This is a genomic window from Alteromonas sp. G4i13, from assembly GCF_054960505.1.
Map to the genome: position 1 here is coordinate 23,928 of NZ_JBHNYX010000019.1, position 19,973 is coordinate 43,900.

A 19,973-nucleotide genomic window follows, 5' to 3' on the forward strand; every position below is an offset into this window, starting at 1 on the left:
CGCTGAAAAGACAAAACCCGTGAAGTGTTGGCGCACTGCACGGGTCTTAGGATGTAACTTTTTGGAACTAGTTACACATCCAATTCTAGCGGATTGATCGATCACGTCAACTGTTAGGGCGTTTTTTATCAACAATAACTCGATTTGTTGGTAAAAACATGAGAACAAACACAGAATTTGTGTTCATGAGCACGGGACTTTTTGAACACCTCAACGAAACAGAATCATATGTTTTCTCTTTTGTTACTTATTTTGCTTGTGATAAACAAAAGGGACAAGTATTTAAACGTAGCACAGCAAGTCTTTGTAACAATCTTGGATACTCCGCGAACACAATAAGGTCAACAATAGATAAGCTTGTCGAGAAGAACTTTTTAGCACGTGCTGAAAAACCTGACGACAAAAATAAGGCTCTTCGTTATAACTACTTTGACGACATATCACATTATTTAGTACTTGGTACTCATAAGTATGCTCAGGAATTCTCATCTGAATTGTCAGAAATCTTAAATTTTCTAAGAAAAAGTAGTAAACATAAAAAGCCAAATTTGAAAAATGTATTTTTCAAAGTTTATGTTAACGCGCTGCAAGCCTCTAAAAAAGGGGAAAAGTGGAAGCGCAATCAATCTCGGCACCTTCATAAAACGCTAGTTTTGCATGGGTACCTTCACAATAAGATCAAATTCAGAGACAAATTTGATAAATCGACCTTGTCACTAAGCGTACCTTACTTATCAGCAATGATGCAGTGGTCAAGGAATACCGTAAGGCGGGTAGTGAATACACTTGTCGAACTCGGGCTAGTAACACTCAAGCTTGAGGGCAAACGAATCGCTTTTTTACAAGTTAGATTAGCTGAGCGGGTCAGGGAAGGGTACAAGCAGCTAAAATCTCGACTTTTTGACGTGAGACAAAAAACTGTTGGCGTTACTCTCAATTCAATAAATAAGCCAATGGGACTAAATAGGCCGGGTAAGCATGCTACGCCAGCGGAACACGCGTCCTACCTTGCAGCAATGAAAAAAGCACAAAACCACTGACAAAAAAACAACTGTTTGGAATCCAGACACTGTTCTGGAGTTTTCTCGTGCCTAAAATTCAGATTAGTCTGCAATTTATACAATTCAACAAAGCGAACGCTCAAGTTTTTAACCATACACGATAAAATAATAAAAATAAGAGACAAGCGAAAGCTATGGAGCCCGCGCTAAACACAAGTGGTGCCATCCATACGCAGATGGATAAAACTAGCTCCATCCACAATCGAAATTCTCCATAGATATGCTTAAAATTCCAACCACGTTCGGAACGTGCCAAAAGTAACCACATTAGAATAAGATAGAAAAAGAAAGAAGAGGATAGGGGGGATTAACCCACTCACAAATTTTTTTAATCGAACTATGATTATAGTTAGATTATATCAACATGAAATTCATGTGTTTTTTCTTCGTCATAATTCAGTCGCCAGAACAAACCATTTCTCTTACCTGATTAAGATTTTCAAACAAGTAAGCATCAAGAAACTATCTGCGGAATAAACCACTAAAGCGCTCTACGAAACCATTTTACTGCGGTTTACCTAGCTGTATATATACCAGTTCAATATTATTGGATTCACACCAATCCGTCAGCGTCGCCGAAATTAGCTCTGGTCCATTATCCATTGGTAACCCTCACTCAGACTTAAGCTGTTCTAACACGCGTACGTGACGTTCTCGAATAGATTCACACAATCAGTTAAAAGATAATAATCTCAACTGGAGTGTATATGAAATCGCGAAAAAGCTACTCAAAAGAATTCAAACTGGATGCCGTAAGTCTGGTTACAGAACAAAATTACAAGATCGCTGAGGCAGCTCGTAGCCTTGGCATTAGCGCCAATATGCTAGGCCGCTGGCTTAAAGAGCAGGAGTCGGAAGGTGCTCATGCATTTCGTGGCAACGGTAAGTTGACGCCGAAACAGGAAGAAATTCGGCGGTTGCGAGAAGAAAATAAGCGCCTAAAAATGGAGAAAGAGATCCTAAAAAAGGCGACGATCTTCTTTGCCAAAGAAACCAAGTGAAATACGGTTTCGTAACCCAACATAAGAAGATCTGGCCGATTAGTCTGATGTGTCAGGTTCTGGGGGTCAGTCGCCATAACTATTACAGTGCCGTGCGACGAAATGAACAACTTGAACCCGAACCACAACATGATGAGCTAATTGAGTGGGTTGAAATAATAGCAGATTCCAGTGACTTTACCTATGGCGTAAGGCGAATGAAACGTGCACTGGATTCGCTCGGTTACCCGGTTGTAAAACAGCGTACGAGAGCCTTGATGACGGAAGCCGGCGTGAGCGTAATACGGCGTAGAAAATACAAAGTAACGACTAACAGTGACCATCAACAACCTGTCTTCAATAACGTGCTGTCACGTGACTTTGATGCGCAAAAACTAGATCAGGCATATGTCTCTGACATTACTTATATCTAGACGCAGGAAGGCTGGCTGTATCTGGCCGTTGTCATTGATCTGTTCTCACGCAAAGTCGTGGGCTGGAGTGATGAATGCTCAGCTTGTGTGTAATGCGTTAACAATGGCTGTATGGCAACGTAAACCCAAGGCAGGTCTGATACATCATTCAGATCGTGGTTCACAATACACCAGACGCCAATTTAGAAGACTTCTGACGCGGTACAAGGTAACAGGCAGCGTGAGCAGGAAAGGTGATTGTTGGGACAATGCCGTTGTGGAGAGCTTCTTCGGTACAGTAAAACAAGAGCGAGTGCAATGGCGTCACTACCAAAGCCGCCATGCTGCTCAGCAGGATATCCTGCAATACATTACTATGTTTTATAACAGTCAAAGAATGCACTCATATCTGGATTGCAAAAGTCTAAACCAATATGAGGCTGATATGGCTAATTTAGGAAAAGCGGCTTAACTGAGTTGTGTGAATTTGGTTGACCACGTCACTCTTACAAGTGTGAATAATGGTGTGATTTCGCTGCATTTTAATATAGCTAATAATGGAATTGGGCTGGCCTTTATCAGTTCATTGACGGTTCTCCATAACGGGAAGAAAGTAGATAAGGATACCGATGTCCCTCAACTAGTAGCGCGACGCTCTAAAGTGAACATTGTTCATAGTTCGACGCACTGGCTTGCTAAAGGAGCATCTTTGGTTGTAAACGAAAAGCTTACTCTATTTTCTCTGGATGTAGGGCAGGGAAGAGAATATCTCAAACAGGATATTGAGGCGACATTTGATGAATATGATTTAGTGATTGAATATTCAAACGCCTATAAAGAACGCTTTGTTTTTGATACTAGAGAAGATTAAAACAGCAGTGAAACGGGTTAAATAAGCTTTAGAAGGCTCGAAGGAGATGGCCATACTATATCCATTTTGTTCGAGGCCTTACTTCTTAATGTTACTAGCTTACTCTGACCAATACTTTTTCTTGAGGTGTAACTTAAGAAGAAAAAATATTAATTGGCGACAGGCAAAACCGGCTACTACAAATAAGGCAACGCCTATCATCGCCTTGCCTTTAAATAACAGGCCAAACAACGCTGCTCCCAAGACCCCAATAAAAATTATGTTAGCTAGCATGCCTAGAGGGTGGGCATTGCTAGCATGGCCTACGATTAACTCAAGTTCCTGCTTATTGGGTTTCATCTTGCTTTTCATACTCCCAGATTCTTTCTAAAATAACTGCTCTTAGAGCATCCGCAGCGCCAGGTGAACTCAGTACGTAGATTCTTTTAGTAGTACAGATGGTCGATACCGTTCGCAGGGTGCTTTTGTCCACGCCGTCGTGCGTGTACTGTTTATCTTGGCCAAAGGCAAAAGGTGGTACTCCAGAAAGCTCTTCAATTATCCGCTCTGGCTCTTTATCTCGACGCTTTTGTGCTTCTTTCAACATTTGCTCATTGAGCGCTCTCAGCCTATCAAGTCCTTTTTTCAAAACAACTCCTACGTTTTCCACTTTCTAATGCTGTTACTGCATAATAGACATTTCTAACTACTCTGCCAGTGATGTCTTATCGACTTTATAAAAGTGGGCATGCTGCAAAACAAAATCTCGGCTATGACTTTACGCCTCAAAAAGCGTCTCAAATGATGCTACGCCGTTCTTACGTAAAAACCTAGCCAAGTTGTCGAGTCGCCATGTTCTAGGTTCGTCTGAGCGCCCATGGCGCATTACATAAGCTATTTCTGTATTGGCATTGATGGCCACGACAAAAAACTTCTGAGGTTCGGTTGGGCTTTCTTGAGCTATAACCTTTGTGATGGATTGAGTTTCCAGCTGTCTAACAAACTCACCTTCTTTTATTCTATTGAGTTTCCAGCTGTCTAACAAACTCACCTTCTTTTATTCTATAGAACGCGTTGGGTATAACTTACATCTTGGGATATTGTTATCGACATTATGGTGTATTGTTGATTCTTGTAAAGCCCATCCACCCACTAAGCCGGTTACTTTTACACTTATGAACTCAACGTGATTTCATCAGCTTTAACACTACATGTGCTGTTTTACTTAAATTTTGAACACCATATGTCGTGTTTTTATAAAAACGCTTTTTTAAGAATAAATTTATTTTTATGTCCTAGAAATAACTATAAGTGCTTGCATTCCGGGCATTTTACGCTTGTATAACGCTAATAAGTTAGTTGTTACTAACATAAATTTCATGCCAGTTTGAGTGCTCAAAATACCACCAGGTATTGGGTTGCATTAAGACAAAAACCTCACTATCTTGTTTTTGACGCTGGAAATTCGTACAGGGTGTAAGCGCTGTGGCTTTCTAGGGTTGGGAACCGAAAGGCCAGCGGCAACTGGCCTCTCTGAATCGGGACTCATTGTTTAGTAAATGGACCCATGAAGATTATCAATCGGCATTGGACATCTTCATGCTCAAAGTATCGTAAATGGCTATAAAAAATCAAGAGAGTTAACAAGTAAATTTGTACTTCAACATTACATATTTATAGAACCTTTTGCAGGCCCTGGCGGCTTTAATAAGGATTTCAATGAGTTCCTAATTACTTTAAGTTAGGAGCTAAATAATGGCTTTATTAAGATTTAAGGACACGCCATGTCCTCATAAATATGGCAACATCTGTACACATTCTGAGTTTGAACCTTTGGTGTGTGACAAACCCACCGTTACTGGAGGGTTCGAGCTATGAGTGGTAATTACATTGAAGGTAACTACGTGTTTTGTCGCTTTAGACGCAAGAAAAACAGTACAGAGATGTTAGATGCTCATGATTATGGGTATAAAGCGTGGCGTATCCCTATAAAGCGTAAGAGCTAGTAGGATACTGCATTAGTGGGGGCCGGATAGCCCCCATTTTTATATTCTCACTTTGGACAACACGCCTTCAGCTATCAGATCCCCAGTCTTTTTGTCGAAGTCTTCAGAAGCATCAGCAAAGGTTTTACTCAAAGCAACATCAACATCCGCGTTAAGTGCTTCAATGTAACCCATAGCCAACTCATCATTTAAGAACGTCTTAGCTGCATGTGACTTCCAATGTCTCATTTGAATGTCTGCCCAGATGTAATGATTATTTTTAGACATTACCTTCATGGCCATCCGCAGTTCCTTGCGTCTGAATTGATTTCTGAATGGATGCGCTGAAATCACGTCGTAAAGCGGGGTGAGCCAATGGCCAGTATGGTCAAGGTAAACACTGAAGTTCTTTGCGTGGCCATCAATACCCATTAACAGCCAAAATACATATTGCGCAAGAAAGAACTGATACATGTCATTTTCGCTATCAGTACTAAAGCGAAGCAGATTGGCTATCTCACTCGCACCCGGACCTCCATTTGCTTCATACTTTGACTGGCCAGCCCTACCAAGCGCTTGGCACATGTCTTCTTGAGTAAGTCGGTATATTAGGCCGTCCTCACCTTGCTGCCTATCAAACCGTTCAACCACCAGCGCTTTTTGGTCACCGAAAGTGCGTATATCCGCTTGTGCAACGTTGAATCCCAAGTAACGCATAAATCTCAGGCAGAACCATTAATTATCTACACTGTTTGTTAGCTTTAGCCCGTTTTCTAAATCATGGATTGGCAGTTTGAATATATGGGTTGTTGGAGTGGTACCTAGAGGGCGATGCCATTTTCCTTCATGAAGTGTCAGCGCGGTTTTCTCTTGTGCACCTGCAAGGGATATTCTGAATACGTCATCATCATCCATACCTAGTGTTTTACGTCTTACTGTATTCCTAAGGTGCGCTTCGATATCGGCATGACTCATTGCCTCAAGCTTCAATTCGTCGATCCCATCGACGGGTTCCGCTGTTAAAGAAAGAGAGCCAACGCAATCACGGCCAATCTCACTCAACAAATCCATTGTGTCTGTAGAGTAGGCGCCAACACGGTCAACAATTAACTTACGAATCTCAATGTCGTCCGGCAGTAGGTTGTCGAAGTAAAAGCGCACCAGGTCACCGGTGTGTCTCTTTTTGGTAAGCGGCATCGATAAACTAATTGGGTGTGCGTATTCTGCGGATAGCCACTCATCGTCGTAAGTAAATGCATGCGTGGCACCAGAGCGCTCGAATGTACCTACGTGCCGGCCATTGATGGCCACTGAGAGATTGTTAGTTTTTCTCCTCTTAGCCATAACTATTCCTTAGCTTTATTCTTACTAACAACCACCGGCGTTCTCGTTGGCTTACTGACAAACTTACCTGATTTCACTCTTCTTAATGGGCTTTTAACGTCTTTTGGGGCGTTCTGGGGAATACGCTGTCCACCAGCTACTGCTGCTGTCCCATCTGTTTTATGAGTGTTTTGGTTTGTCATATCGATATCGATATTGAGAACGTTTAGAACCATCAGCACAGTACCAAATGACACGCTGGTGGGGTCATTCTCTAATCTCGATACAAAGCGCTGGTCTTTACCAATTTTAGTGGCCAAGTCTGTTTGAGACCACCCTAGCGCCTTGCGTGTAGATGCTATGTAGTGACCTACGTCTTTTGGGGTCTTAATTCTCATTGTTAACTCAATATATTCCATAAGAAGTATATTTATAAATATACCTTATATTGCATATTTTTCAATATTCTCTAAAAGGAATATTATTTTTTATTCTATATAAAGAATATTTGAGAACGCGGCAAGAAAGAAAGGGCGTTACCTCCACACCGTTATTCGGCGGTTCTGGAGGTAAACAAAGCGAAACGTTGTGATACAACTGAGAGGCAGGGGGGACTAAAGCACCTGTTATCGGAGGTGCTTAATGCCGGGTTTAGGAATTTGATGCTGCTATTAGTTCATTTCTAATCGCGATAAGCAGCTCTTCAGCCTGAATGTTGTGACCTGCGATAATACCCACCAGCGTTAACAAATCATTATTGGGTTCGCTACTGCGTACCGAATCGATTACTGCTCTAGCGGCCGCTAGTGGGATTGATGAAATATTTCGAAAAGACCAAAGCGATAAAGAGAACAGAATTTTGCTTAGTTTCCAAAATGATCGAGGCAAGTCAATACTTCGTCCTGCTGGAGATTACAAAGAGTCATTGAGTTTTAGGCTGTATATTGTTGGCCAAGGTAATCATGAGCTTAAACTTCCTTTGGACGGGAAATCTGGTAGGCCAACACTTAAAGGTGGTAAGCCTCACAACATAGCGGAAACTTACAATGTGAAGACTGGTCTTGAAGCTATTTTTATAGATGGGGAAATGTTAGTGACCTATCAATATCCGGCGGGTTCAAAAGTTTTAAGTGCGGCACTGGCGGAGCGAATAAATAGAGGGCTCTCCAAATTTCAGAAGCAGATGCTGAGATGATTGACGAAGCGGTATTTTACAATTTCACCTTAACATCTTATACAATCAGAAATCACTTTGAAAACACAAAAAGTTATCTTCTTTATACCTTTAATTGCCTTCGTTGCAATGGATAGAAATTGACATGGCCGCTGGCCAGCCAATTTCTGAACCAAGTACCCAATAATGTTTTTGCAGTTCTTATTTTATATCTCTCAGTCATTTTATGCATCCAAAAAGACCGTGAAAAATTTTCCTTAAGAACGATGAGTAAATGGATAAAGGTATAGTCGCCGACTTCTTTTAAAAAGGCTTAGGTACAAAGGCTTTTTCAGTGGTAAATATAGACAGGTCTTTGCCTCAGTTATTGTGAATAAAATTATCATTTTGCAAAGTTTAGATTCTATAGCGCGGTCGTACAAAAATTAAGCATAACTACATTTTTGGACTTTTTTAAGAGCGTTCTCTGTACCGTTCTCTGTACCCCAAAAAAAAGCGTTCCTTTTTATTTTATTTTTAAGAAGTAACGTGGGGGGTACGATCAAAAAGTATGTCTGAATGGAACAAGAAGTAACGCTCTAGACATTGTTTTAATCAGGAAGTTGCTTTCCTTATTCATCTCGGTACGAGCAAAATGTTGAAAGAGTAATATTTATTCAAAAAATGCGAAAATTTAAGTGTTTTCTGATGTATATAAGACTACGTATTATATAACGGAATTGAGTGTGAGATGTTAATCTAAAAATATCATTTTCTAACCTTTCCGTATTGCTCTCCACAGCCTTTTTTACGATATTTTTTTCAAAAAACGACGTAAAAATATTGATTTTGGCACTGTTCTCCTTGGTACAAATTTATAATTTTTTTAAGGCCGTTTAGTGATACATCGCCGATAAAACTTACGTAACAATTTGGCTTATATTTGATGCGGGAATTCGTTTCCTAGGTGCTCCGCCCGTTAAGTTAACCTGCTTTTTTGTAATTCACTGTACACTACAATGAGCTGCTTAAAGCCGAAGCACTTTCCTGTTTTATCATTAAACCTTTGACGTTTTCATTTAGTCCTCGCTCCCATGATGAGTAAAAATTCGCGAAGTAAACGCCCGTTTTGTAATTTTCTGCCACTATTTCATGATCGGAAAACTCACTACCATTATCCACTATGAATGTGTGAACATGGCTGGGGCTTTTCTATAATATGCGCTTTTCATTGGTTCTTTTATTATCAAAAACAGCTTACTTGTCCGTTCGACAAGACTGACTAATATGCTTGCTCCTTGCTTACCTAAAAGCGTACCGACTTAGCAATCGCCGAACAGTTTCTTCTTGTTCACTGTAGCGGGGCGACGCTTGATGTTAATGCGATTAGGGATAATCAGACGCTTCGTGTAGCTGCCTTAAGGGTACTTAAGAATACCGCGAGCCAGTTTTATTTTGGCCTCCATTTTTCATTCACGACAGACTTAGCGAAGGCAATGGTGAGTGCTGATATACAATATTATGCAGCATCTATTCTAAGCTTGGTCGCTTTGTAGTACGCAAACATCCGGCAGGTATTGCGTACTATAGATTTTTTTCGTCAAACCTATCGGCGAATCGTATTGTGACTATATTTCAAACGACTTCTAATTCCTCAGCAACTTAAATCCTCTCTTAAGTAGACATCTTTATTAAATCGTTGTCCCTCGTTTAAGTGCTTATATTTCTTAGTAACAACTCCTGTTTTTCGCCACTACAAAGTTCAACCAACAGGCAGTCGCTCTCTTCTACCTGTTCAATTAAGTGTTGTGTACTTATTACCTTGATTCGAGATTAATAGCCACTCGAAACTTGTGTTTAGTAAAACAATTGTTAGGCTCTTATGTGTGTTTTAAGCCAATAATCAATATGAGACACTGCGCAAAATAGCGTATTTTGCCTCGATGGTGAGAATAGAGTAGGGCAGTCCGGCGATGGCAACGACACATTTGAGCCTCGATACGGACTCTCTAGGGGCTGTTGATCTTTGCTGTACATATTTCACTCAGCAGTACATCGGTAGCCACATCATTGAAAATGCCAGTGACACCATACTGGCATAATTCCTCGCCAATTTTTCATACCTAGTTGATATTGAACGATAATGTTTAATTCGTGCGAATGCATTTTTCAACTAAGTGCCTATATTTATAAAGGCACCAATCGACACTGTTTTTGTCTATATCTTGGCCATAATTGCGTTTCGGTATGACAGAAGTGCCTCCCTTGGCTTCAATATATTCCCGCAAAGAATCACTATCGTACCCTTTGTCGCTGACGAAAATATTTATTTCTTGCAAATGGTCAACCAAACTTTGAGCACGAGTAATGTCGTTTCTTTGGCCTTCCGATAGCTCAAAATATATAGGAAGTCCGCCACTATCCACAGCCAAATGGATTTTCGTAGAATTACCACCTCGGCTCTTACCTATGCATTCATTATCTGATGTCGCAGCACCTGTACTATGCTGATGGGCTTTAACAATTGAACCGTCCGCAAAGACCCACTCATAATCAGCAAGTTTTGCTAACTCATTGAATAACATATTTAATAGACCTTTCTTTGACCACAAATTGAAGCGTCGATAAATGGCACTCCAGCCACCAAACTCTGTGGGTAAATCTCGCCAAGGGATACCAGTTCTCAGGCGGTAAAGTATTCCTTCAAAGGTCATTCTGTGTTCTGGTTTATTGTAAATGCGGCCAGTGCTCTTCATTACTTGAAGTAGCTTTTGCCACCGCTTATCAGTTAGCATTAGTCTTGGCATGGTATTGAGTTGTTAATTTATTTTTGGCGAAACGAATTATAGCGCTTTACCATGCCGGTCAAAAACTAATCACGAAAGATCAACAGGCCTTAGGGGTGATAATTATTTTGATTTAACGGCGTTTAATATCTCTCCAGCGCTTATACATTGACAACCCCTAATGTCGATTTATTTACAATAGAGAGGGATTATTACTTATTTTTATTTGAAGACAGTACTAGCCAACAAACAAGTTGCGTTATTTTTTACCTCAATGAAAGTTCGCAACTGACTGTTAATTTTGAAAGCCCCATAGTCTCTAGAACCGTCACGCCAGAACAATCCAATGTTTCAGTTCCAGAGCCCCAAAAGGGTATTATTCTGGCTGTGGGTGTAATGCTGTTACTATTACGGCGCCGGCACCAATAAGTACATTCATCAGGGCGTTTATCTGTATACCAAAGAGGATTTTAGAGCCTTCCCTGCCGGTGAATTGATGTTAGGTCACCGCGATATGTTCAACGTCTAAGCGCAACTGCGTTGCCTTAATGCCTTAAAGTGCTTCCATCGTCCTTCTCATAATATTTCAGGCCGGGTGGCGGGCAAGTACCCTGGCATTTTGTTGCTTGAGAACCATAACGACGTCATTAATACCATTATCGCCGTTAACAGTACGAAGACGGCTATCAAACACCGCGTGCAGGATAGAAAGCCGGATGGTTCACACGGACGCAATCATTTGCAGAAGCACGAGTTCTTACATCAACACCGTTACGCCGAAATTATCTCCTATCAGCTGTATCGTCATATCGATGTCATTAACTGTCGCCCTGATACGGACACCGCGCTTAAAAGCGTGAACTTTTATTGGGCTTACAAGAACGCTGACCAACGTTTTTTGCCTGATAGAGCCAAACACTACCTTTACAACTGTAACTCTAGCCTCAACCTTAAGCAGCTTAAGGCGCTCTCAACGCGCATCGATGAGACGCAACATAGTCACCGGTTTTATGTCCGTAAAACTCGCAATGCATCGGTGAATTTGTCGCTGTATTACGAGGCAGCACGGGGTAAGCCGCTGGTAAATACCATCAATGCCGCACAGCCCGTTATTTTGTGTAATTACGAGGATGTCCCCACAATGTTAAGCGAGCATGTGCCGCAAAAACGCAAAGCAAATAGACAAGGGCATGCGTGGGAGTGTTTGAGTGAGACTATAAACCTCTACATGAGATCTATAACAGAAGAAGATAAACAACGGGAGAATAGCTAGTCAAATCCTCACTACTAACCCAAGCATACAAGCTCAACGACTTAGTTGACCGCTTCAATTTTAAATTTTTCTATTCTTCTATACTGCTATCAAGCTAGCATTTTTTATGAAGAGATAGCTTTTTGCTTTGCCCTTACGTGACGGCCCCAGTTTTCGGTAGGATATGTGAGCAGAAACTTTCACGCAGGCGACAACAAACAATTATATGAAGGTAATAATGTAAAGAGTTTCCATACAGCCTTAACTTCAGTACTTATAACTATCTATTATTTTTTTTCGAAGGTTTGCTATGGCCAGAGACCCATGAAAAACCTATGTATATAATTAACAATGCCACAGCTGTACCTGCAAGAACAAATAATTGTATTACGTCCATACCTAAATAACTGATCCTAAGTCTGCTTCATCTTTGCGATCCCATGCTGGTTGCCTGGAAATGGCGATGCAGCTTCCATAAAGCGCCGTACTCGTTGTAGCAATTCCCACATTTCAGTGCACCTGTGATTGCGGGTTACAGTTTCATGCAACGCATGCCACAACTTTTCAATTTTATTGACCCAAGGGCTGTAGACTGGCTGGAACAGCAAGGTAAATTTGGGATTCTGCTTCAGCCATGCCTGCGTCTTTTTGCTTTTACGAATAATGTAATTGTCCACAATCAGCGTGATGGTTTTTGCTTTCCGGTACGTTTTTCTTAAATGCTCCATTAGCCGGATAAATATCTCAGAGCATTTTGAGTGTCGCCCCACGTAAAGCACTTTGCCTGTGCCGGCATTTAACGCGCCGGCCAGATAGTATTTTTCATTTTGTCCTGGCGTTGGAACTAACCGCTGCTTTCCTCTGAACCCCCAATCCGCACCTATTTTGGGATTCAGATGAATATCCACCTCATCCTCGTAAAACACCGGATGTTCGGCACAACACTTCTCAAGCGCGGCTTTAATCGCTGCCAGTTTCTCTTCCTTGTGTGGATCTCTTATCCGCAAAGTAGGGGCTGCTCTACGCCAAACAATACCGAGTTCTGGCATCCACCGCCGTAAAGTCGAGCTGTGTACACGGATCCCAGTATTCTCCTGAATGACCTTCGCCAGTAATTCCGAACTCCATCGGCTACGCTGATAACCGAGATCTTGTGGTGTCCATGGAATCAGCAAGAAGAGTAACTGCACTATGATGTCACCCGGCAAATAAGCCGGTTTGCCATGCTCAGCATCTTTTAAACCGTCTATTCCTGATTCTTCATACCACTTGCACCAGCGACTGACCGATGAACGTGCTGCACTCAGCAATAACGCAACGTGCTTACGGGACTGGCCCTTGTGAACCAAAAGCACAGCATTTGCCCGACGACTAAAGCGTTTATCCTTACTGCGTTGAACGATTTTTTCTAAACGGCGTCGCTCAGCCCGGTCAATCAATGCTATTCTGTTCATGCTCAGTGTGGTTCTCGGTAATTTCTTTTTGGCGATTGATCTGATCGCAGAAATCACACTGACTTCCCTCTATGGGGTGATCTACACTTAGGAACAGCTATTTAGCCTCTTTTACTAACTCTCATTTTTCTTATTCCAACTGCTTTAAAAAACTTCGTTGCAATAGTAATTGCACTACCTTTTTGAAAGACGAAGCGTTGAAGCTGTTTTGTATATTGAAAATGGTCAAAAGCTACTAGAACGATTCTGTGTGAGAAAACTGACCTGACGTTAAACAGAACTTTCCGATATAGCCTGTTGCTCTTTTCTTAAGGTTTAATACTGGAAGTCAGCTGCTGGAGAAGACTAGGTTACCAGAAGAGTTAACATTTCACTCCCCCTAGGGCTAATGATTTTGGGTTGCTAGTATATAAAGCGAAAGAAGTAAGCTCTGACTTTTGTTTCAATTGTGCGCTTATGCTCCTTGCAGCTCTCAACAGCCATGTTGAAATTAATACTCCCCCTAATTTCAAAGTCGATTCTAATAGTTTTTTATTATCTGGCGCCTTAAGACAATTACAGGGTCTACGGAAAATGGGAAACATAGAGGGGGCGAATGCGAACACATAATAGAAACAGTAGTATGTAGGTAAAAGTAAGTGTCTATGCAAGTAAACTATTACTGTGGCGCTATAAAGAATATAAAGCAGGAGTTTGATTTGTAGGCTATTACAACTACACATGTCTGTATATACTTAAACTTTTTTATTAGGCTAAGTGCACACTAAGTTTGCTTGCTAATTGTAAATTTAAATAGGGTTTATGATGACTAGAACCGACTGGATTTTTAGTGATGAGGGCTATAGCTTACATCAAGAGTTTCCTAGTGGAGACAGTGTCTCTAATCCAAGTGACAATACAAACCCAGCAGAGCTAGTAGTCGACTTCCCTGTTTCATTCAATGTAACCCAAGGACATACCGGTGATGACGCCTTTTCTCAATTGTCTGTTGATATTCCGGCAGACATAATGGATAGGATGGCCATCGCTTGGTGCAAAAAAAGAAGACTGCACGGAACGCTCGGAGGTTCAGTTGGCCGTGAGTTTGGGTCCGTAGATTGTGATTACGACGAGCAAGCTTCCGAAAGCCTTGAAGAAGATGCTGAGTTGCAAGAACTGGTAAAAGACAGCGAAGAACAGCCTGAAATACAAGCAAAACTCGAGTTTGATAATATTTTTGAAGTTGTTGCAAGGACCAAAGAGGAAGCTAAGCGGCTAAAAGAAGAGTCTGATGATTTGATTCAAAATAGGAACATCAAAGAATCAAGAACAGAGCGCTCGATGTTACCTAAGAGACACAAGCGAGTGGCTTCAGGCATTATCGACCATATCAAATCAAATCAAAATGCTAATGACGAACCACTACTACTTTCGGCAATTGAAAAAGCGCTATTAGCCGACCACATAATCTCTTCAGACGAGCATTTTTTAGACTCAATCTGGCAGTTTGAAGATAAATTAGCGACTGGGGTATATGCACCGGGATTAGACGTCAATGGTCGATGGGTACTCGTTGGGAAAGATAGCCGCAATGACACACTGGTTGCTGCACTCGAGCCTCTTAGCGTTAAAGTTGTTGAGCGATTAATCCAACAAAAAAAGCTGACTTCAGAATTATCTCCGCGATGGATTACACCAAAATTACAATTAACGATGTATCATTGGGAATTAACTTAAAGGTTAGTTCCACTTATCTATCAAACAATTGCAGGCGGAAAGGGGCAAGAAACGGTTATTACTTTTACTTTAAAGCGAAAGTAAACTCACGAGAATCACCTATAAACTTTGAGAAATTTTTTTCGCATTTTAAACTATGGTAGCGATAAAAGTAGATGGCTATATTTATTCTTTATGGGTCGACAACGCTCTACTCTCAAAGCAAGCAGGTTACCTACTAACAGACAAAGCGTCTACAATATCCGAGCGTTGTTTAGGCATTAAAGACCGGCGCTAAGACTATCTATTCGGTTGAAAACCTGGCGCAGCGCAGTAGTTTTACAGGAGGCGCCCAAGATAATATCGAGTGGCGTTCGTCCACTGAAGTATTCGTTATTATTAACCATTCGCATAAATCCGTTTGTGTTTTGTCGATTGGAGAATATTGCCAGTAAGGTTTGATGAATATTAAAAATATAGCTAGCACACTCTAATTGCCTAGCATTAAGCGCTATATCTTCCCAACCTTGTTTAAAAGCTAGATATGTGTTCACTGATATACCGAGAATAGTGGCCTTTTCAGAGTCAGTACATCCCCAGCTGTCAAGAATCGTACTAGCTATATTGAGCGCTTCGTAAGTATTGGCTTCTAATTGTTTTAAAATGTTAGCTTTACTGTTCATACTGAATACCTAATGAATTTTTGTTCGATCAATTCGGTGTTTTAATGCGATTTTTAACAGGCCGCTCTCATCGCATTACATTAAAAGCATAACCGGACAATTACTAATAGTGAAGTTTGTTATATTTTTTTTTATATTTAAATTCATTTAAGTGATAAAGATTTTCAAATTAAGGTTTTTAGTCGTTTTGAACAATCGCAAGAACGACAACACTTTCGAAGCATAGTTGAAATATAACAACTTTGTGGTCGTTGTTATATTTCAATAATTTCTTTTTAAATCAGAGTGTTGAAACTAAACAATTGTTGTCATTAGTAGTAGATTCATTACACTCAAGCAATCACCTCATGCAATATGATTTAAGACTTGAATGGATACAAAACTTTTCGAAATTGCACGCCCCTTTGTCTATAAACGTTCGCTAGCCAAATTATTAAGTAGCCGCCAGTATTTTCTTGTTTGGGCATGGAAGTAATATGCAAAAAATTCTTTCAACACCAAAAACAGTAAAGCGCTTCAATCAATGGAAAAAGGACATCGCAAATATTGATAACTACCGAGCGTTCTTGACTGTTCGACAAGTTAATAAAGTAGGAAGAAGGCATTGGCTCTTTTGTAAGCGGCAAAGACGCGAGGTTCACCTATTAAGCGATGCAGAACTATACACTTATCATAAACTGCTCTGGAGACCAGGCACAATTCGAGTGATGGAGCAATTTGAAGCTACCTCGAGCTTCCATAGTCACAAACTCAATTCGTTAAAAAGGATTTATAACCGATTGTTTTATAGATAGTCCAAGTCATAAACTTAATTTCGGATTGACAAAAATGAATAGAACAGCTTCAAAAAATTTAGAAGAAGCAATTAAACTACTAAAAGAGTTTCACGATATTTTTATGGATAACGGCAAACCTCGTAGTAAACTCTTAAAAACCTCAAAAATTGAGATTTACGCAAGATGTAATACAGTTAGAGGACAGAATCATTTTTGCTTAAGTACGATCGCTATTGACCCGATGATCCAAAATCAACAAGTTTTTACTACTCTTTTGTTATTCATAGAATACGAGTTAACCTATGACTCAATGTCAGTGGAGTCGGTACTATCGCCGCGATTGGCTGATTTTTTAAAGAGAAAAGGATTCAAAGTTACGCTAGGTGACAAATCGTCATCTGATTTTAAGGTTCACTGCAAAAACTTAACGAAAAATTTCAATCAAACTAAGGTGGTTAACAAAAAAGAACCTTAGCTATCATAACTTCCGTTTCACGCATGATAACAAGCATTATCATGCGTGAATGTTGACCTTCATCGCTGAGTTACGTAACCCATAACCGACTCGTTGGACTGGAGTTTCCACCATAACTCGACAAGCATTTAAATATTATGCGCTGAAGTACAGATTATTGACTACCTACTTCTGCTTTGTGCCATTAGCGGACACTCAATCTTGACACCAAGTGATCAAAAACCAATCGAATACGTTGTGGTACTGGACCACGTTGAGGGCGATAAATATATAAATCCCAAGGCACCGGCTCGACCTCTTCTAACACTCTTATAAGTTTCTCTTGGCGTAATAAGTCTTGGACCAAAAAGTCAGGAATTTGAGCAAAACCTAGTCCATTTTGTATAGCCATTAATTCAGCTTCGGTGTCGGCACTTCGAAAACGTGTTATGGATGGCGTCCACTGTCTTTCCATGGAAAAAACCCATGGCCAAAGCTTTCCCGTATTGCGATCTACTAACCCTGTAGCGGGCAAGTGGTTTAGTTCTTCAATAGACGCAGGCCTTCCTACTCTATTTATTAACTCAGGCGAAGCCACGACATACATATTAATTTTGGTGAGCTGGCGGGCAATAAATCGACTATCTCTCATGAAGCCGATACGAATCCCAATATCTATTTTTTCGTCAACTACATCCACGCGCTCGTCACTGAGTGTCAGGTCTATATCCAGTTGAGGATGTATTGTTGAAAGTTCCAGTAATACTGGCATTAAGCATTTATGACCAAAACCAACAGGCGCTGCGATACGAACCCGCCCTTGTAATTCATTACCCGAATTAGGGGTGCTTGTTTGAAACAATTCATCTACAGCACGCAGGCGTTCTTTTGCTATCACAGCAAATTTTTCTCCAACTAGGGTCACTTGTATGTGTCGAGTATTTCGATGAAATAAAAGCTCCCCTTGCAATCGCTCTAACTCCTTCACTGCTCGTGTGACTGCCTGAGGAGAAATTCCCAGACGGTTAGCCGCTTCTTTAAAGCTGCGAGACTCAGCAGCAGTACAAAATATCCGGAGCATTTCCAATCTGTTAAGCATCACAGTCACATTCAGGTTTGAAATGAATACATAAATATTATTCCAAATTATGGAATTGTGAAATTAAAACGTTTCCATTTATTGATTTTTGACGGTAAGGGATAATTTGCTCGTTATTTAGACAGAGTCATTTATTCAACTGATTTGAGGATATTAACTATGAGCAGTGTTTTAGCAAACAACATCAACGGTAAGGTCGTTGTTATCACTGGTGGTAGCAGCGGTTTAGGCGAGACCACGGCAAGACATTTAGCCAGCCTTGGCGCATCTGTTGTTTTGGGTGCCCGACGCATCGACAAGCTTGAAGCTATTGCTGCTGACATACGCACAGCGGGTGGAAAAGTTGCGGTTCAAGCGACAGATGTGACTAGCCAGGACGAAGTGAAGGCCCTTGTAAATCTTGCACAAGAGCGCTTCGGTAAAATTGATGTGGTTATCAATAATGCAGGGTTAATGGCGATTGCACCGTTAGCTGAGACTCGAGTTGACGAATGGGATCGCATGATTGACATCAACGTTAAAGGTCTGCTGTATGGAGTAGCCGCAGCGCTTCCGATCTTTCAGGCTCAGGGAACAGGCCACTTTATCAATATTTCGTCCGTAGCGGGTATCAAAGTATTCAGTCCCGGCGGCACGGTTTATAGCGGAACCAAATTCGCTGTTCGCGCTATTGCCGAAGGCTTGCGCCATGAAGTTGGAGGTAACATTCGTTCAACAATCATTTCACCAGGTGCAGTCGAATCTGAATTAAAACATGGAAGTTCAGATACTCAGGGGGCAGCCTTTGTAAAAGATTTTTATCAGCAAAATGAAATTCCATCTGAATCTGTTGCTCGTGCTATCGCATACGCAATTGAGCAGCCTGCGGATGTGGATATCAACGAGATTGTTCTGCGCCCAACTGTTCAAGAGTTTTAATTCGTTTAATAAAAAACCTATTAACCAGCGGGTGATTTAACCACCCGCTGAATATTCAGTTTGTGAGGTTATTGATGACAGCGTTAAAAAGACAAATGCGTGCTTTGGCATTAGATAGCTATGAAGAGGGTACAGTATTCCGGGATGCCCTGATTAACTTACCCTCTCCATCAGCAGGTCAGGTGCAAGTAAAAATATTTGCAAGTGGAGTCAATCCTATTGATTACAAGATCCGCCAAGGTATCGCTCCTTATGCCATGCCGGAATTACCCGCAGTACTTGGCACCGATTTAGCTGGAGAAATTGTTGCTATCGGCGACGGCGTCGCCGACTTTGCAGTAGGCGATGCCGTTTATGGTCTGACTGGCGGAGTGCGAGGATTGCAAGGAACATTGGCTGAATATGCCAACGTAGATGCTGAGTTACTTGCTCTCAAACCGAAAAATTTGTCCATGCGTGAAGCTGCGGCTTTACCTCTGGTTGCACTTACCGCTTGGGAAGGTTTGGTTGACAAGGCGAATGTTAAAGCGGGCCAGAAAGTTCTTATCCAAGGTGGAGCTGGCGGAGTTGGACATGTAGCTGTGCAAATTGCTAAGGCCTTAGGAGCCGACGTTTATGCCACTGCATCGACTGGAAAACAACAACGGCTCAAGGCGCTTGGTGCCACGCCAATTGATTATCACACTGCAAGCCCTGCTGAGTACGTGGACGCATACACCCAAGGCAAAGGATTCGATATCATTTACGACACTGTCGGTGGCTCTGTACTCGATGCCTCATTAGGTATCATTGCACATTATGGACATATTTTAAGCTGTGCTGCATTCGGCTCACATAACCTGGCACCGTCGTCATTGCGCTCTGCAACATTATCAGCGATTTTTGTATTACACCCACAGCTCAGCGGAGAGGGGCGCAAACATCATGGTGACATTCTGCGGCAAATTACGGCTCTCGTTGAAGCTGGACAAATTAAGCCACTACTCGATCCGTTACGCTTCTCCCTTGACACGGCAATGGATGCACATAATGCTGTAGAGTTGGGGTCCATGGGTAAAGTCGTTATTGATGTAATTGCTTAAAAAGATATT

The 19,973-nt window shown here is 41.3% G+C and carries 20 protein-coding genes and 2 pseudogenes; 10 read left to right on the forward strand and 12 right to left on the reverse strand.

Annotated features, from left to right (window positions below):
- Positions 1-158: 158 nt before the first annotated feature.
- On the forward strand, positions 159-1,040 hold the full coding sequence (locus tag ACFI6J_RS11045; RefSeq protein ID WP_145912157.1) for a hypothetical protein: 882 nt from the start codon (positions 159-161) through the stop codon (positions 1,038-1,040).
- Between the two features lie 370 nt (positions 1,041-1,410).
- Here the strand turns inward: ACFI6J_RS11045 and ACFI6J_RS11050 are convergent.
- Positions 1,411-1,712: pseudogene (locus ACFI6J_RS11050) on the reverse strand (integrase core domain-containing protein); the annotation flags it as partial.
- 56 nt (positions 1,713-1,768) lie between these two features.
- Here ACFI6J_RS11050 and ACFI6J_RS11055 point away from each other — a divergent pair.
- Positions 1,769-2,926 (forward strand): annotated as a pseudogene (locus tag ACFI6J_RS11055) (IS3 family transposase).
- A 9-nt stretch (positions 2,927-2,935) separates the two neighbouring features.
- Positions 2,936-3,325, forward strand: coding sequence for a hypothetical protein (locus ACFI6J_RS11060; RefSeq protein ID WP_061487056.1), 390 nt, complete (start codon positions 2,936-2,938; stop codon positions 3,323-3,325).
- 99 nt (positions 3,326-3,424) lie between these two features.
- Here the strand turns inward: ACFI6J_RS11060 and ACFI6J_RS11065 are convergent, their stop codons facing one another.
- The 3 genes from ACFI6J_RS11065 to ACFI6J_RS11075 form a co-directional block, all read right to left on the reverse strand.
- Positions 3,425-3,676 carry a hypothetical protein gene (locus tag ACFI6J_RS11065; protein WP_061487057.1) on the reverse strand — a complete coding sequence of 84 codons (252 nt, stop codon included), beginning with the start codon at positions 3,674-3,676 and terminating at the stop codon, positions 3,425-3,427.
- A complete protein-coding gene (locus tag ACFI6J_RS11070; protein ID WP_081106152.1) occupies positions 3,651-3,953 on the reverse strand; it encodes a hypothetical protein in 303 nt (100 codons plus the stop codon). Before ACFI6J_RS11070 ends, ACFI6J_RS11065 begins: the two co-directional genes overlap by 26 nt.
- 129 nt (positions 3,954-4,082) lie before the next feature.
- Positions 4,083-4,355 carry a hypothetical protein gene (locus ACFI6J_RS11075; protein WP_231506616.1) on the reverse strand — a complete coding sequence of 91 codons (273 nt, stop codon included), beginning with the start codon at positions 4,353-4,355 and terminating at the stop codon, positions 4,083-4,085.
- Between the two features lie 823 nt (positions 4,356-5,178).
- Here ACFI6J_RS11075 and ACFI6J_RS11080 point away from each other — a divergent pair.
- A complete protein-coding gene (locus ACFI6J_RS11080) occupies positions 5,179-5,310 on the forward strand; it encodes a hypothetical protein (RefSeq protein ID WP_262385800.1) in 132 nt (43 codons plus the stop codon).
- 39 nt (positions 5,311-5,349) lie between these two features.
- Here ACFI6J_RS11080 and ACFI6J_RS11085 read toward each other — a convergent pair whose 3' ends face one another.
- From ACFI6J_RS11085 to ACFI6J_RS11100, 4 genes are all read right to left on the reverse strand, one after another.
- Complete coding sequence (locus ACFI6J_RS11085; protein ID WP_348667281.1) at positions 5,350-6,015, reverse strand: HipA domain-containing protein; 666 nt, start codon at positions 6,013-6,015, stop codon at positions 5,350-5,352.
- Between the two features lie 9 nt (positions 6,016-6,024).
- Positions 6,025-6,633 (reverse strand): HipA N-terminal domain-containing protein, encoded by a 609-nt coding sequence (locus ACFI6J_RS11090; RefSeq protein WP_348667234.1) that lies wholly within the window; start codon positions 6,631-6,633, stop codon positions 6,025-6,027.
- 2 nt (positions 6,634-6,635) lie between these two features.
- Complete coding sequence (locus ACFI6J_RS11095) at positions 6,636-7,010, reverse strand: helix-turn-helix domain-containing protein (protein WP_081106153.1); 375 nt, start codon at positions 7,008-7,010, stop codon at positions 6,636-6,638.
- A 253-nt stretch (positions 7,011-7,263) separates the two neighbouring features.
- Positions 7,264-7,500, reverse strand: a complete 237-nt coding sequence (locus tag ACFI6J_RS11100) for a hypothetical protein (RefSeq protein ID WP_156079192.1) — start codon at positions 7,498-7,500, stop codon at positions 7,264-7,266.
- A 2,238-nt stretch (positions 7,501-9,738) separates the two neighbouring features.
- Here ACFI6J_RS11100 and ACFI6J_RS11105 point away from each other — a divergent pair.
- The gene (locus ACFI6J_RS11105; protein ID WP_263615099.1) at positions 9,739-9,867 is read left to right on the forward strand and encodes a hypothetical protein; all 129 of its coding nucleotides are present in this window, start codon (positions 9,739-9,741) and stop codon (positions 9,865-9,867) included.
- Here the strand turns inward: ACFI6J_RS11105 and ACFI6J_RS11110 are convergent.
- Positions 9,810-10,572 (reverse strand): IS5 family transposase gene (locus ACFI6J_RS11110; protein ID WP_156079191.1). Its coding sequence is split into 2 segments (ribosomal slippage): positions 9,810-9,932 and positions 9,934-10,572, totalling 762 coding nucleotides; the frame shifts between segments, so codons are not numbered across the junction. The genes ACFI6J_RS11105 and ACFI6J_RS11110 overlap by 58 nt on opposite strands.
- A gap of 514 nt (positions 10,573-11,086) precedes the next feature.
- Between ACFI6J_RS11110 and ACFI6J_RS11115 the strand changes: the two genes are divergently transcribed.
- A complete protein-coding gene (locus tag ACFI6J_RS11115; RefSeq protein ID WP_416022954.1) occupies positions 11,087-11,824 on the forward strand; it encodes a DNA replication terminus site-binding protein in 738 nt (245 codons plus the stop codon).
- Positions 11,825-12,216: 392 nt separating this feature from the next.
- On the opposite strand, the gene ACFI6J_RS11120 is transcribed toward ACFI6J_RS11115, so the two are convergent.
- Positions 12,217-13,257 carry an IS630 family transposase gene (locus ACFI6J_RS11120; RefSeq protein WP_061487076.1) on the reverse strand — a complete coding sequence of 347 codons (1,041 nt, stop codon included), beginning with the start codon at positions 13,255-13,257 and terminating at the stop codon, positions 12,217-12,219.
- Positions 13,258-14,058: 801 nt separating this feature from the next.
- Between ACFI6J_RS11120 and ACFI6J_RS11125 the strand changes: the two genes are divergently transcribed.
- A complete protein-coding gene (locus ACFI6J_RS11125) occupies positions 14,059-14,973 on the forward strand; it encodes a hypothetical protein (RefSeq protein WP_156079189.1) in 915 nt (304 codons plus the stop codon).
- 260 nt (positions 14,974-15,233) lie between these two features.
- Here the strand turns inward: ACFI6J_RS11125 and ACFI6J_RS11130 are convergent, their stop codons facing one another.
- Positions 15,234-15,635 (reverse strand): hypothetical protein, encoded by a 402-nt coding sequence (locus ACFI6J_RS11130; protein ID WP_061487078.1) that lies wholly within the window; start codon positions 15,633-15,635, stop codon positions 15,234-15,236.
- A gap of 828 nt (positions 15,636-16,463) precedes the next feature.
- Between ACFI6J_RS11130 and ACFI6J_RS11135 the strand changes: the two genes are divergently transcribed.
- Positions 16,464-16,886, forward strand: a complete 423-nt coding sequence (locus ACFI6J_RS11135; protein ID WP_061487080.1) for a hypothetical protein — start codon at positions 16,464-16,466, stop codon at positions 16,884-16,886.
- A 184-nt stretch (positions 16,887-17,070) separates the two neighbouring features.
- Here ACFI6J_RS11135 and ACFI6J_RS11140 read toward each other — a convergent pair whose 3' ends face one another.
- Entirely contained in the window at positions 17,071-17,964 is an 894-nt protein-coding gene (locus ACFI6J_RS11140) for a LysR family transcriptional regulator (protein ID WP_014976573.1), read from the reverse strand.
- Positions 17,965-18,123: 159 nt separating this feature from the next.
- Here ACFI6J_RS11140 and ACFI6J_RS11145 point away from each other — a divergent pair, with 159 nt between their 5' ends.
- The gene (locus tag ACFI6J_RS11145) at positions 18,124-18,882 is read left to right on the forward strand and encodes an SDR family oxidoreductase (RefSeq protein ID WP_014976572.1); all 759 of its coding nucleotides are present in this window, start codon (positions 18,124-18,126) and stop codon (positions 18,880-18,882) included.
- A 74-nt stretch (positions 18,883-18,956) separates the two neighbouring features.
- The gene (locus ACFI6J_RS11150; RefSeq protein WP_014976571.1) at positions 18,957-19,964 is read left to right on the forward strand and encodes a zinc-dependent alcohol dehydrogenase family protein; all 1,008 of its coding nucleotides are present in this window, start codon (positions 18,957-18,959) and stop codon (positions 19,962-19,964) included.
- Positions 19,965-19,973 lie beyond the last annotated feature (9 nt).

What these genes read in the sequence shown, in the direction of transcription:
- ACFI6J_RS11045 (WP_145912157.1), top strand. Translation starts at nt 159, where the DNA reads ATGAGAACAAACACAGAATTTGTGTTCATGAGCACGGGACTTTTTGAA.
- ACFI6J_RS11065 (WP_061487057.1), bottom strand. Translation starts at nt 3,676, where the DNA reads ATGAAAAGCAAGATGAAACCCAATAAGCAGGAACTTGAGTTAATCGTA.
- ACFI6J_RS11080 (WP_262385800.1), top strand. Translation starts at nt 5,179, where the DNA reads ATGAGTGGTAATTACATTGAAGGTAACTACGTGTTTTGTCGCTTTAGA.
- ACFI6J_RS11090 (WP_348667234.1), bottom strand. Translation starts at nt 6,633, where the DNA reads ATGGCTAAGAGGAGAAAAACTAACAATCTCTCAGTGGCCATCAATGGC.
- ACFI6J_RS11095 (WP_081106153.1), bottom strand. Translation starts at nt 7,010, where the DNA reads ATGAGAATTAAGACCCCAAAAGACGTAGGTCACTACATAGCATCTACA.
- ACFI6J_RS11105 (WP_263615099.1), top strand. Translation starts at nt 9,739, where the DNA reads ATGGCAACGACACATTTGAGCCTCGATACGGACTCTCTAGGGGCTGTT.
- ACFI6J_RS11120 (WP_061487076.1), bottom strand. Translation starts at nt 13,257, where the DNA reads ATGAACAGAATAGCATTGATTGACCGGGCTGAGCGACGCCGTTTAGAA.
- ACFI6J_RS11125 (WP_156079189.1), top strand. Translation starts at nt 14,059, where the DNA reads ATGATGACTAGAACCGACTGGATTTTTAGTGATGAGGGCTATAGCTTA.
- ACFI6J_RS11130 (WP_061487078.1), bottom strand. Translation starts at nt 15,635, where the DNA reads ATGAACAGTAAAGCTAACATTTTAAAACAATTAGAAGCCAATACTTAC.
- ACFI6J_RS11135 (WP_061487080.1), top strand. Translation starts at nt 16,464, where the DNA reads ATGAATAGAACAGCTTCAAAAAATTTAGAAGAAGCAATTAAACTACTA.
- ACFI6J_RS11140 (WP_014976573.1), bottom strand. Translation starts at nt 17,964, where the DNA reads ATGCTTAACAGATTGGAAATGCTCCGGATATTTTGTACTGCTGCTGAG.
- ACFI6J_RS11145 (WP_014976572.1), top strand. Translation starts at nt 18,124, where the DNA reads ATGAGCAGTGTTTTAGCAAACAACATCAACGGTAAGGTCGTTGTTATC.
- ACFI6J_RS11150 (WP_014976571.1), top strand. Translation starts at nt 18,957, where the DNA reads ATGACAGCGTTAAAAAGACAAATGCGTGCTTTGGCATTAGATAGCTAT.